Source organism: Clostridium sp., from assembly GCF_051650885.1.
GTDB lineage: Bacteria > Bacillota > Clostridia > Clostridiales > Clostridiaceae > Clostridium.
On record NZ_JBOFRG010000030.1, the window covers coordinates 1 to 13,777 of the forward strand.

The window sequence follows — 13,777 nt, forward strand, 5'->3', positions numbered from 1 at the left end:
TTTTTCTAAAATTATTTTTGAGAATTCATTTTCATTTTTATCTTCATTTTTTAGTTTATCTATATTTAAAATTATCAATATAATTCCTAGTAGAATTAATATAATCACTTTTACACCTTCACCTCAAACTTCTTCTTTATGATTTCTTTTAAATTTCTTAGTGCTCTACTATGTATTTGACACACTCTTGATTCTGATATATCTAGAATTTTTCCAATTTCTTTTAAATTAAGTTCTTCATAATAATAAAGATTTAAGATTATTTTATCTTTTTCTTTTAAGCCTTCTATTGATTCCTTTAAAACTTCATTTAACTCCCCATCTAAATACTGTTCCTCTGGAGTTTTTGTGTTTTTATCTTCAATAGTGCTCATTATAGTCATGTCTTCTTCATCACCTAATATTACATTGTCTAATGAAACTACAGCTAAAATATTAATGTATCCCTCTATTTTAACTATTTCATCACTTTCCATTTTTAAATATTTACAAATCTCCTCTATTGTAGGTTCTCTAAGAAGTTTACTTTGTAAATATTCAACACCTTCATTATATCTTTTAAGCTTGTCCATAGCCCCCTTTGATATAGGTCTGTGCTTTCTTAATTCATCTATCATAGATCCCTTTATTCTTAAAGATGCATATGATGAAAATTTCATTCCCTTATTTTCATCATATTTTTTAATGGCATCTATAAGGCCTATCATTCCATATCCAACTAAATCATCATATTCAATAGCTTTATTTCTTCCTATTGAAACTCTAGATGCTATATATTTTACAAGTGGAATATATTCTTCAACTATATGTTTTTGTATAGCTTTTTTTTCTAAGGTTTCCATAACCTCTCACCTCATTTAAATTCTCTTTCTCTCTCTTATCATTATTGTAAATACCTTTTTTACTAGTTTGTCCCTTTTTCTTTCATCGATTTCATTAAATTGTACACCATAAATATTTTCAGTTTCTTCGCTTCTTACAACAGTACCCTCAACTATTATTTCTTCGTACTCTTCTCTTATTTTTATTTTTACATTTTCTCCACATTCAAATTCATCCTTTAAGCAGGCTCTCATTCCACCACCACTTAAATCTAGCATAACCCCTTCTCTCCATGATGGATCAACTTCTTTTCTATAATGAATTGTATCTAATGTTTTTGCCCTTACAAAACTTCTTCTTTGAATTTTCTTTATCTTTCTAGGTCTAGTTAACAAATATAAATACATATTACTTCTATATCTTTTTATAATTGTACATTCCCCTGTATAATAACATTCATTTTCTACTAAATAAGAAACTTCAAATTTATCTCCCTTATTTAAAAATAAATACTCATGTCCACATACTGGTATATCAATACTTATTGTTTCTTCATCTATATCTAATACTCTACATTGATATTTTTTATCTTCTTCTTCTATTTCAATTAAAGTGTTAAGCTTTATTTTGTCATTTACCATAATTCACCTCTACGAAAACATATTAAATATTCTAGAAAAAATATTCTTCCCCTTTTCTTTTCCTACATATTCTTCTCTTAAAATCCTGCAACTAATTTCTTCTATATTTTTTGAAACCTTACTGTTTGGATAATTTACCAAAACAGGCTTTTGTATTTTTACACTTTCTAAAAGTTTTTTATCTTCGTAGATACATCCTAAATATTCTATATTTAAATTTAAAAATTTCATAACTACTGTTTTAAATTTGCTATAAATCACAAGTCCTTCTTTACTATCTTCAACTCTATTTATAATTACTTTTATTTTATTTTTCACATTAAAGTGTTCCCCTACCTTTAATAATGAATAGGCATCTGTTAATGCTGTGGGCTCTGGTGTTGTAATTATTATAAGCTCTTCTGCAGCTCTTATAAATTCTAGTGAAGTTTTATTTATTCCTGCACCAAGATCAATTAATATAAAATCAAAATGCTCTACTAAATTAAGTTTTTCAAGAAATTCTCTTCTTTCCTCATTTGTTATTTCATTCATACTTTGAACTCTTGAACCTGCAGATAAAAGCTTAACTCCTAAAGTTCCTTCTTCTATTACATCTTCAATGGATTCCCCTTGTATTACATCAAAAATATTTTTCTTTGAATAAACCCCCATTAAAACATCTACATTTCCCATTCCAATATCTGCATCAAATATAAGAACCTTCTTCCCCTTTTCCTTTAAGGAAATTCCTAGGTTAACTATAAAATTGCTTTTTCCAACTCCACCTTTTCCCGAAGCTACAGTAATTATTCTTGTTTCTTTTCTTCTTGCTAACATTCGTAATTTTTCTGCTTGGTCTATCATATACTTTCCTCTAACATTATTAAATCTATAAGTTTTTCTTTAGATGCATTTATAATATCTTCTGGAACGTTTTGCCCTAAGGTTAAAAGTTCAATTTCCTTTTCGCTTTCCTTTTGGATATTATATAAAGCTCCATAACTTGTAGTTTCATCTAATTTTGTCACTATCACTTTGTCATAATCAAATGTATTATAACTTTCTATTATGTTTTCTAAATCTTTATTTTTAGTTGTACTACTTAATACTAAATAAGTTTTATCTCCATTTGCTTTACTTAAAAGATTTTTAAGCTCTCTTATTTGCATTATGTTTTTACTGCTTCTTCCTGTTGAATCTATAAGAACTACATCTAAATCTTCCATAGCCTTTATAGCCTCTTCCATTTCATCCCCATTTATAACTACTTTAAACTGTATATCCATAATTTCAGCATAAATTTTCAGTTGGTCAACAGCACCTATTCTATAAGTATCTACAGTTATAAGACCTACTCTTTTTCCTTCTTTTAGAGAAAGCTTTCCTGCAAGTTTTGCTATAGTTGTTGTTTTTCCAACTCCTGTTGGTCCTACAAGAACTACTTTTCCTTTAATCTCTTTATCTTCACTTATATTTATATCTTTTATCAATTTTTCTTTTATTTTTTCTTTTGTTTCCTCTTTATTATTTATATTAATAACCTCTTCTTTAAATTCATCATAATATTTAATATCTATATCGAAAGTTTCTAAAAATTCTTTTAGATAGTCTTTCTCTTCTTTTTCACCTAAAGTTTGATTTAAGAAATTTTTGATATTTAATATTTCTGTCTTTAAATCTTGGACTTCTGTATTCTTTTTTTCTTCGACCTTTTTATTTTCTATTTTTTCTTCTATATCTTTCTTTTTTTCTTTTTTCTTTGATATCTCGTTATCCATTAATTTTTTTATACTATTTATAGATGCTTCTATTGCTACCTGCTCATTTTCTTCTTTTTTCTCTTCTAATTCTTTTGTATTTCTTATCTTTTTGGAATTTTCAATTGCAGCTGTAACTTCTATAAGCTTAGGTTTTATAAATCCACTAATTCCTTTTCTTCTGACCTTTCTTTGAGTAATAATTACAGCTTCTTTACCTAATTCATTTCTTATTAAAATTAGAGCCTCATTCATATTAGATACTACATATTTTTTTATTATCATCTATATATTTACAACTCCTTCTGTTCTTATTTCTACATCATTTGGTATTTCATTTAAAGAAAGTACCATTACATGTGGAAATACCATTTCTATAAGTTTTCTAAAGCCTGGTCTTATGTTTGGTGAAACTAATATTATAGGTTGATTATTGTTAAAATAAACTCCTTCAACAGTATCTCGGACACCATTAAATATTCTAGTTGTTGTATCAGGATCAATTGCTGGGAATGAACCTTGAATTGATTTTTGAAGATTATTCGAAATAAACTCTTCTATTTCTGGATTTAAAGTTACAACAACAATTCTTCTATCTTCATCTATTAATTGATTGCAAATAGTTCTTCCTAGTGAAAATCTTACATACTCTGTTAAAACTTCTATATCCTTTGTATTTCTTGAGTTATCTGCTAAGGATTCCATTATTGTAACCATATCCTTTATAGGAACTTTTTCTCTTAAAAGATTTTGCAGAACCTTTTGAAGTTCTCCAATAGTTAAAAGATCTGGTATAAGTTCTTCTACTACAGCACTATATTTTTCTCTAGCATTATCAACTATAAGCTTTACTTCCTGTCTACCTAAAAGTTCAAAGGAATGAGCCTTTATTGTTTCTGTTAAGTGAGTTACCATAACAGTTATTGGATCTACTACTGTAAATCCTTTTATTTCTGCTTCTTCTCTTTGGTCTGTATTTATCCAAACCGCTGGAAGAGAAAAAGTTGGTTCTATTGTTTTTATTCCTCTTATTTCAGAACATTCTCCTGTTGGGTCCATAGAAAGAAGCATATTTGGCATAAGTTCTGACCTTGAAACTACTGTTCCTCTTATTTTTATCTCATACTCATTTGTTTTAAGTTGAAGATTATCTCTGATTCTAATAGGTTGTACTACTATCCCCATCTCAATAGCACATTGTCTTCTAACTGATGCTATTCTTTGAAGTAAGTCCCCTCCTGTTCCTTCATCTGCTAAAGGAATAAGTCCATAACCAATTTCAACCTCCATTGGTTCAACTGAAATTAAGCTCATTACATTTTCAGGTTCAGTATTTAAAACTTCCTCATACTCTTCTTCTTCTGAAATCATTTGAAGCTCTTCTTTTCTTTTCTCATCTTTTATAAGCAAGTAACATGCACTTCCTGTTGCTGCTGATGCTAAGAAAAATGGCATTCCTGGCATATCAGGAACTATAGCTAATGCAAACATTACAATACTTGCAATTCCAAGTGCTACTGGGAATGCTGTAAGCTGCTTACTTATAGTTTTACCAAAGTTTTCTGCATTTCCAGATCTAGTTACAAGAATACCTGAAGCTGTTGATATTAAAAGTGCAGGAACCTGACTTACAAGTCCATCCCCTACAGTTAGCCTTGTATAAAGGGCTGCTGCATCACCTACTGCCATATCTTTTTGCATAACTCCTATAACTATTCCTGCTAAAATATTTATGACTGTTATAATTATTCCTGCTATTGCATCTCCCTTTACAAACTTTGATGCTCCATCCATAGAACCATAAAAGTCTGCTTCTGATTGCAAATCATTTCTTCTTTTTTTTGCCATTTCTTCATCAATAAGTCCTGAATTCAAATCAGCATCAATACTCATTTGTTTTCCTGGCATTGCATCAAGGGTAAATCTTGCTGATACTTCTGATACCCTTCCAGCTCCATTTGTTATAACTACAAACTGAATTATAATAATTATAAGAAATATAATTATTCCAACTACATAGTTTCCACCAATAACAAACTCTCCAAAGGCTTCTATTATCTTTCCTGCATCCGCTTCACTTAATATAAGTCTTGTTGATGATATATTAAGTCCAAGTCTAAAAAGAGTTGTAACTAACAGTAATGTTGGAAAAATAGATAACTGAAGTACATGAGTAGTAAACATAGTAATCATTATAACTACTACTGACATAGTTATATTTAATGCTAAAAGTACATCTAAAACACTTTTAGGTAGTGGAATAATTATCATAAGAACTATTCCAATAACCCCAAAGGCAACTAAAATGTCCATATTATTTTTTAAATCAAATTTTTTATTTAGTGTTGCCATTTTCTCATCCTCTCATAAAGTATTATTTATTCTTAAGCTTATATACCATAGCAAGTATTTCTGCAACAGCTTCATATAAATCTACAGTAATTTCTTTATCTATATCAATAGTTTCATATATAAGTCTTGCAAGGCTCTTATTTTCCATTATGGGAATATTGTTTTCTTTTGCTATTTCTTTTATCTTAAGTGCAATATTATCTGCTCCCTTTCCAATAACAATAGGAGCCTGTTCACTATTTTCATCGTATTTAATAGCTATTGCTATATGCGTTGGGTTTGTAATAATAACAGTTGCATCCCCAACTGCACTCATCATTCTTTTTGTTGCCATTTCTCTTTGCTTTTGCTTTATCTTCCCTTTTATTTGTGGATCTCCTTCCATTTGCTTATATTCTTCTTTAATTTCTTGTTTACTCATTTTTAAGTCTTTTTGATGAAACTTAAATTGAATAAAATAATCTATCCCAGCAAGAACTATAAGTATTAATGTAATTTGAAGAAAAATTCCCACTATTAAATTTTGAACTTCACTTCCTATACTATCCATTTTTAAATTTGATATTTGAAGTAAACTTTCATAATTATCCGTTATATAGGTATATCCTATAAATATAACTATTGAAACTACAGTTAAGTTTTTTACTAAGTCAACTGCACTTCTTTTTGAAAACATATTTTTAAATCCATTTATAGGATTTAACTTACTAAATTTAACTTTTAATGCTTCTTTATTTGTACTGAAACCTGTTTGCCCAAGACTTGCTACTATTCCTGTAACCATCATTGGGATGGCAATTGGTAATACACATAAAGCTATTTTAATTAAAATATTTAATGTTATTCCCTTTAAACTTAAGCTATTAACTTCTAAAAGCATTCCTTCTGTAAGAAAGTAAAAAACTATATTTTTTAAATTACTAGCTATCATTCCTCCAACAGTAATAATTAAAAGTGTGCTTACAAGCATTGCTGCTGCAAGTCCTATGTCCTTACTTCTTGCAATTTGCCCCTTTTTCCTAGCTTCACTTTTCTTTTTTGGTGTAGCTTCTTCTGTTTTTTCTTCACTTGCTATAAATACTATTGGTGCTACTGATACTAATGTAAAAATGTCTTCAAATATGTTTGGTATATTATTTATTACATTTATTATTATTTTTATTGTTATAGGAAGTGCTACAACAAATGTTATTAATGCTACTGTTATTTTTACTGGCATTCCTAAAATCATAACATTTATAGCCGGTACTGCTCTTGATACTAGGGCTAAGCATAGGTCTGTTATAAATATTATTATTAAAAATGGTAATGCTATTTTTACTCCAATTAAGAATAATTCTGATACTGTTTTAAATATTTCCATCATAGTTTCACCATAAACTATAGTTTCACCAAGAGGAATAATTCTAAAGCTATCGATTAACAATCGTAAAAGTAAATGATGTCCATCTACAATAAAAAATATTGCTATACTTATCATATAAAGGAGGTTTGAAATTAATGTAGCATTCATATTTGTTGCAGGATCCATCATTGAAACCATTGAAAGCCCTGCTTGCATATCTATAAATGCTCCTGCCATTTTAATAAAAGAAAATATACAATTTACTAAAAACCCTATAATAATTCCTGTCATTACCTCACTTAAAAGGGCAAACCATAAAGGAAATGTACCATTAATTTCTGCAATCACTCTATAATCAATTCCATTTATTATAGACAAAGAAATTACTAAAGAGAGTGCTCCCTTTAATATATAAGGTGTTCCCTTAGGGAAAAGAATATTAAATGTTAAAAATAATGCTGTTATTCTTATAAAAATTAAAGTAAGTGCTAGAAAATATACTGTATCTACCATAAATATCTCCTACACTGAAATCTTTATAATTAACTCAAATATTCTCTCTGTAAATCCCATTAAAGTATGAAGCATAAAGCTTCCTAAAAATAATCCAACCCCAGCTACTGCAAGTAATTTAGGAACAAAGGTTAATGTTTGTTCTTGTATTTGCGTTGTAGCTTGAAGAATACTTATTAAAAGACCTACTACCATAGCAACTAAAAGAATAGGTCCTCCCATTTTAAATGCTGTTTTTATTGCATCTGTAACAATTCCTATTACAAAACTTTCACTCATATCTTCTCACTCTCCTCTTATCCAAAGCTAAGTATTAACGACCTGACCATTAGATACCACCCATCTACCATTACAAAAAGTAATAACTTAAATGGTATAGATACCATAACTGGTGGTAGCATAAACATTCCCATAGACATTAAAACACAGGCAACAACCATATCTATTATTAAGAATGGCAAGAATATTAAAAATCCTATCTGAAATGCTGTTTTCAATTCACTAATTGCAAATGCTGGTATTATTACTGTTATTGGAATATTCTCCTTTGTTATTTCATCTTTATTCAATTTAGATGTTTCAATAAAAAGTTCTAAATCCTTTTGCCTTGTTTGCTTCAACATAAAATCCTTTAAAGGCTTTACCCCAAGTTCTATTGCTTTTTCCTGACTAATCTTTTCTTCACTATAAGGCTTTAATGCTTTATCATTAATTTCTGTATAAACAGGACTCATAATAAATATTGTTAAAAATAAAGCTAGTCCAACAAGCACTTGGCTTGGTATTGATTGTTGTGCTCCCATTGCAGTTTTTAAAAATGAAAATACTACTGCAATTCTAGTAAATGAAGTTACCATTATTATTAATGATGGCAGTACTGCAAGCATTGTAAAAAATATAAACATTTTTATATTATCTACATATTCCGCTCCTCCATTTTTTTCTCCAAAGGATATACTTAAATCTGGAACTTCTACTTTATTTGGCACTGCATTTGATATTATTTCTGGAATTAATATAAAGCAGATTACCGTAATTATTCCTATTAAAAATATTTTTCTCTTTTTACCCATTTTCTTTTTCCTTTGCCTTTTTACTTTCTTTTAAAGCGTTTATACCATTTTTAAATTTATCTACTACTAAAAAATAGTACCCATCTATTTTTTCTTCGTTTTCTTTCTTTTCTTTTTCAAGTTTTTCAATTTCTTCTTTTTTAAGTTCTTTAAGCTTTTCAGTTTTCCCACTTGAAACACTCATTAAAAAGCCTTCTTCACCAACTTTAACTACCATAAGAGAGGTATCTTTTCCTATCTGTGTTTTTTCTATAACTTTTATATATTTATCTTTATTTATTTTTTTAACGCTACTATTTGCTAATTTAAAAGTTATGCCCATTAAGCCTAAAACTATTATTAACGAAACTATTAGCTTTAAAAACATTATTGTTACTTCCATAAATCCTCTTCCTTACTGCACTATGATATCATTCATATACACATCTAATATAAGTGGTTCCTCTATTGCACTATTAAGACTTTCTTTTAATCCTTTTTTTAATGCTTTTTCATTTTCTGCCCTAAAGTCCTTTGCTTTTTTTCCTTTTAAGTAAAAGATAGCAGAATCCCTCAATGCAACATTATTCCCTGTAAGAAATTCCTCAGACCCCTTTTTGTCTTTATCATATCCTATTGCTAACTTTATTTTTAAATATCTACTTCTATCATCATCATCAAGGTTAACCATAAATTCACCTAGTTCTTGATATGCTTGTACTATAACTTTTTCTTCTGGATTTTCTTTAGATTTCATCCAAATGTAAGCTCCCCCAAAACTTGCAATTCCCAGTATTACAAGACCTAAAACCACAAATAAGACCGCTTTGCTTTTTTTGGGTTTTTCTTCTTTTTTAGCCATTACTTATCCTCCTTTCCTTCTGCAACAATTAAAATATTTACTCTTCTATTTTTAGCTTTATTTTCTTCAGATGTATTTCCTACTATCGGTCTATATTCACCATGTCCTGATGCACTAAACCTAGATGGATTAAGCTTTTTTTCTTCAATAAAGTAAGATACTACAGATAGTGCTCTTGCAGTCGATAATTCCCAGTTATTTTTATACTGCATTGTTTTAATCGGTACATTATCTGTATGGCCTTCTATAACTATAGAATTTGGCATTTTTTCTATTAACTTTGTAAGTTTATTTAATACATCTCTACTATCTTTTTTTAACACTGCTTGTCCTGATTCAAATAAAATGCTATCTCTAAGTTGAAGTATTACTCCTCTTTCATCTTCTGTTATTTCTACTACATCTTCTAAATTATTAGCTACTGAGAATTTTTTTACTTCATCATACATAGAATTTGAAGACTCTACTATGCTATCTCCATCGATATCGCCATTTTCTTCTCCACCAATTACAGGAACTTCTCCATTATAAAGATTATATTGAAGAACTGATTCTCCAACTCTTCCAACTAACATTTGATTAAATGCCTTTGATAATTGTTGAAATTTTTCTTCATCAACTGTTGACATTGAATATAAAAGAATAAAAAATGTTAAAAGTAAGGTTATACAGTCTGAATAGGTTCCAAGCCATTCATCACCTTTCATCCGTGATACTTCTTTTTTCTTTTTCCCTTTTCTCCCCATATTTAAACAACTCCTTCACTACTTTCCATATTGTCATTTAAATACTCTAATCTTTCTTTAGGTGTAAGGTATGTTGAAAGCTTTTCTTCTACTATTCTTGGATTTACACCTGATTGTATAGATAAAACTCCTTCTACCATCATTTCTCTTAATGAAACTTCTATGGCTGTCTTTTTATCTAAGTTTGAAGCTATTGGTATACACATTAAGTTTGCTAAAAGTGTTCCATAAAATGTTGTTATTAATGCTTTACCCATTCCACTTGCTATAGTTGAAGAATCTGTTAAGTTTGCAAGCATTTGAATAAGACCTATTAAAGTTCCTATCATACCAAAGGCTGGTGCAAAAGCTCCCCATGTTTGAAAAAGATTTGACCCATTTTTATGTCTTCCTTCCATCTCTTCTATTTCAAGTTCTAAAATTTCTTGTATAGTCTCAGGTTCAATACCATCAACTACCATTTGTAATCCCTTTTTTAAGAAATCATCTTCTATTTTAGAAATTTCATCTTCTAAAGAAAGCAGTCCTTCTCTTCTTGCTCTTTTTGAAAGGTCTGCAAATTGTGAAATTATTTCTCTCTTAGAAGTTCCATTATTTCTAAATGCTTGCATTAAAACACTAATCATCCTTTTTAAGTCAGCATTTTCTATTGTTATAAGTACTGCACAAAAAGAACCTCCAACAGTTATCGCTACAGATGGTACATCCCAAAATAAAAGAAGACTACTTCCACTTCCCATTGCCCATAACAATAATCCCATTCCAACTACTAATCCTATACTAGTTAAAGCATCTGACTTTTTCATAAAAATTCCCCCTTAAACTCTGTATGTAACTATCCTATTTTTATATTTAATAACTTCTTCTACTACTTCATTTACACTTTCTAGGACAATATACTTTTTACCATTAGTTAAGGTTATTATTGTTTCTGGCACTTCCTCTATTTTTTCTATATGATCTGCATTTAAAACAAATTCTTTATTATTCATACCTGTTACATCAATCATAAAAATTCTCCTATCTATTATATTTTTACATCTTAGAGAGGATAAAATCCTCTCTAAGTATTTTTAAAATTATCTCTTTAAGTTAATAATATCTTGAAGAACTTCATCACCTGTTGTAATCATTTTTCCACTTGCTTGGAAGGCTCTTGTTGTTACAATCATTTCTGTAAACTGCTCTGCTAAATCTACATTTGACATTTCAAGCATTCCTTGAAGGTTATCTCCATAGCCTTTACTGTTATCTTCACCTAAAGTTCCTATACCACTTTTAATAATTGCATCACCTGAGTTTACAGAACCTGAGTAAAGATTTCCTCCCATACTTGTTAAACCTTCTGGATTTTTAAAGCTAGCCATTGCAATTTGACCTAAGGCTGCAACTCTACCATCTTCTAAAACTCCTGTAATTATTCCATTTTTATCTATTGAGTATGTTTTAACTCTAAGCTCTACATCTTCTCCTGGTGTTGGTCCTGGCACTCTTACCTTATCTGGAATTTTTAAAGATTTTAATTCTCCATCATAAGCTTTAAGTTCTCCTCCTCCATCAACAAAATTAAGATTTCCATTTTGGTCTAAACTTTGTACTGGTGTCCCTCCTGTTATTTCAGTCGATTCGTAAGCTCCTACTGTAAGAGGTGCTCCATTTACTGTTACAGTTTGTTCAATACCAGCTGCTCCAAGAGCTTTATTTATTGCTTTTTGAACTTCTTTATCACCTAAGTTTCCTGATGTAAAATCACCATTTATAAAGATAGTTTTATTCTTTTTATCTAAAACTGCTTCAGTTTTTCCCTCATTTATTTTTCCAACTTGTATTTTATAACCATTCAAGCTTGCTCCTGCTGTAAAGCTAATATCCATTCCATAAACTGAAGTATTTCCTGGAGCTTTTAAATCTGTTCCTCCATCAACCTCTTCTGATTCAAAGGAACTTAAATCTAATCTTCCAGGTCCTCCACTAACATTTATCTTGTCATTACCAGTAACTTTTCTTATTAACTCTTCAATTTTGTCCGAATCTACTTTTCCTTCAGCAAAGTTTCCACTAATAGTTATAGTTTTAGTAGCTGCATCAAGCTTTACCATATCTTTATCTTCTACATCTTCATCTATAGTTCCAACTTGAATTTTATAATCATTAAAAGCGTCACCTTCTGGGAATTCAAATTTTAACTTCCCAACTTCTACTGACTTTGGTGCTACTGCTTTTTTACCATCATTTTTAACTTTCATAGTTTCTGTAATTTCTGTTGAAGTATTTAAAGTTCCTGTTATTGTAAGCATTTTTTCATCGTAATCATTTCCTAAAGCCTTTTTAATTTTTTCTTTTAAATCAGCTTCTGTTACTGCCTTGCCCTTACCAACTACAACATCAACTTTTTTACCACTTCTTGTTACCTTTAAGTCTTGCGCTGTATCAGCTACAACTTTAACGTTAAATTCATAATCGTTGTAAGCACTCGTTCCACCAACACTTATTGTAAGCCCTGTATTTGCCCAATTTCCTGAAGGATCTAATGTTGGATTTACTGAATTTGCTCCACCTTCTAAAGTTCCATTTGCATTTCTTATACTATTTATAGTTCCTTTAAGCTTTACACTTTGCTTTATTCCACTTGCCTTTAAGGTATCATTTATCTTTTCTTGAAGATTTTCTAAGTTTTTATCTTTTATATTTCCTTCTAAAAGATTTGTAGTTATCTCTATTGTATTTCCATTTAAAGATACTGAAGGCGAATCTATAGTCATATCTTTATCGTGCTTCATAACAAAGTTATATCCATTTAATTCACTTCCTTCACCAAAAGAAATTGTAGCTCCAGCTAAGCTTATATCAGCAGGTGGTGTATTTTCTGCTCCACCTTCTATACCAGGTGAACTTAATTTATCTATTAAAATTGGCTTTCCTGAAACACTTACAGCTTGTGATATCCCTGCTCCTGCAAGTCCTTTATTTATAGCAAGTTCAATTTGTTCTATATTTATAGAACTTCCTGATGAAAAATCTCCATTTAAAACTAATTGTTTTGAAGCCTTATCTACATCTAATGTTGTTACAGTTCCAGGTCCTATATTTCCAAGTACAATCTTAAACCCATTTAATTGTGACCCTGGTCCAAATCTTACATTTAATCCTGCAGCTGAAACTGGAGTTGGTGTTTTTGATGTTGCTGGCTCTCCATTATTATCATTAGTTACGGCATAACCCATAACTCTAAATCCGTCTCCTGTTAAAAGATTTCCCTCTCTATCTAATATAAAAGAACCGTCTCTTGAGTACATAATGTCATTAGATGCCCCACCTGTTTGTGTTAACGTATGGCTTCCTGGTGTATGACTTACACTTAATTCATTTCCAAAAACTGTTGGTCCTTTACTTACCATAAAGAATCCATCTCCATCAATTGCAACGTCTAAGCTTCTTCCTGTTGGTTGCATCATCCCTTGAGTCATAACAGTATCTATACTTGCAAGTTGAACTCCAAGTCCTACTTGAGATGCATTTTTCCCTCCTACATTTGAAGATGGTGCCATTGCATCTGAAACATTTTGTCTTAGCATATCTGAAAATCTTGCTCTTGATGATTTAAATGCTGTTGTTCCAACGTTTGATATATTGTTTCCAATAACATCAAGCTTAACTTGGTTTACTTTCATTCCACTAATTCCTGAATACATAGATCTTAACATA

At 29.8% G+C, this 13,777-nt stretch carries 14 protein-coding genes and 1 pseudogene; all 15 read right to left on the bottom strand.

Annotated elements, in window-relative coordinates:
* Positions 1–110: 110 nt before the first annotated feature.
* Positions 111–842, bottom strand: a complete 732-nt coding sequence (locus tag ACRC28_RS00945) for a FliA/WhiG family RNA polymerase sigma factor (RefSeq protein WP_438541582.1) — start codon at positions 840–842, stop codon at positions 111–113.
* A 15-nt stretch (positions 843–857) separates the two neighbouring features.
* Positions 858–1,463, bottom strand: coding sequence for a flagellar brake protein (locus ACRC28_RS00950; RefSeq protein WP_438541583.1), 606 nt, complete (start codon positions 1,461–1,463; stop codon positions 858–860).
* 9 nt (positions 1,464–1,472) lie between these two features.
* A complete protein-coding gene (locus ACRC28_RS00955; protein ID WP_438541584.1) occupies positions 1,473–2,309 on the bottom strand; it encodes a MinD/ParA family protein in 837 nt (278 codons plus the stop codon).
* Positions 2,306–3,487, bottom strand: coding sequence for a flagellar biosynthesis protein FlhF (gene flhF, locus ACRC28_RS00960; RefSeq protein ID WP_438541585.1), 1,182 nt, complete (start codon positions 3,485–3,487; stop codon positions 2,306–2,308). The genes ACRC28_RS00955 and flhF overlap by 4 nt, the downstream gene beginning before the upstream one ends.
* A complete protein-coding gene (gene flhA / locus ACRC28_RS00965) occupies positions 3,488–5,554 on the bottom strand; it encodes a flagellar biosynthesis protein FlhA (protein WP_438541586.1) in 2,067 nt (688 codons plus the stop codon). It abuts the gene before it with no gap.
* A 22-nt stretch (positions 5,555–5,576) separates the two neighbouring features.
* Positions 5,577–7,412, bottom strand: a complete 1,836-nt coding sequence (locus ACRC28_RS00970; protein WP_438541587.1) for a fused FliR family export protein/FlhB family type III secretion system protein — start codon at positions 7,410–7,412, stop codon at positions 5,577–5,579.
* A 9-nt stretch (positions 7,413–7,421) separates the two neighbouring features.
* Positions 7,422–7,691 carry a flagellar biosynthesis protein FliQ gene (gene fliQ / locus ACRC28_RS00975; protein WP_438541588.1) on the bottom strand — a complete coding sequence of 90 codons (270 nt, stop codon included), beginning with the start codon at positions 7,689–7,691 and terminating at the stop codon, positions 7,422–7,424.
* A 17-nt stretch (positions 7,692–7,708) separates the two neighbouring features.
* Positions 7,709–8,485 carry a flagellar type III secretion system pore protein FliP gene (fliP, locus tag ACRC28_RS00980; protein WP_438541589.1) on the bottom strand — a complete coding sequence of 259 codons (777 nt, stop codon included), beginning with the start codon at positions 8,483–8,485 and terminating at the stop codon, positions 7,709–7,711.
* A complete protein-coding gene (locus ACRC28_RS00985) occupies positions 8,478–8,867 on the bottom strand; it encodes a flagellar biosynthetic protein FliO (protein WP_438541590.1) in 390 nt (129 codons plus the stop codon). Before ACRC28_RS00985 ends, fliP begins: the two co-directional genes overlap by 8 nt.
* 12 nt (positions 8,868–8,879) lie before the next feature.
* On the bottom strand, positions 8,880–9,326 hold the full coding sequence (locus tag ACRC28_RS00990; protein ID WP_438541591.1) for a flagellar basal body-associated FliL family protein: 447 nt from the start codon (positions 9,324–9,326) through the stop codon (positions 8,880–8,882).
* Positions 9,326–10,072 carry an OmpA family protein gene (locus ACRC28_RS00995; RefSeq protein ID WP_438541592.1) on the bottom strand — a complete coding sequence of 249 codons (747 nt, stop codon included), beginning with the start codon at positions 10,070–10,072 and terminating at the stop codon, positions 9,326–9,328. The genes ACRC28_RS00990 and ACRC28_RS00995 overlap by 1 nt, the downstream gene beginning before the upstream one ends.
* Before the next feature lie 2 nt (positions 10,073–10,074).
* Positions 10,075–10,878 carry a motility protein A gene (locus tag ACRC28_RS01000; protein WP_438541593.1) on the bottom strand — a complete coding sequence of 268 codons (804 nt, stop codon included), beginning with the start codon at positions 10,876–10,878 and terminating at the stop codon, positions 10,075–10,077.
* Positions 10,879–10,890: 12 nt separating this feature from the next.
* A complete protein-coding gene (locus ACRC28_RS01005) occupies positions 10,891–11,082 on the bottom strand; it encodes a flagellar FlbD family protein (RefSeq protein ID WP_438541594.1) in 192 nt (63 codons plus the stop codon).
* Positions 11,083–11,151: 69 nt separating this feature from the next.
* Positions 11,152–13,296: a flagellar hook-basal body complex protein gene (locus ACRC28_RS01010; protein WP_438541614.1), complete on the bottom strand. Its 2,145-nt coding sequence runs from the start codon at positions 13,294–13,296 to the stop codon at positions 11,152–11,154.
* Positions 13,284–13,776 (bottom strand): annotated as a pseudogene (locus tag ACRC28_RS01015) (flagellar hook-basal body complex protein); the annotation flags it as partial. The gene ACRC28_RS01010 and the pseudogene ACRC28_RS01015, both read right to left, overlap by 13 nt.
* Position 13,777 lies beyond the last annotated feature (1 nt).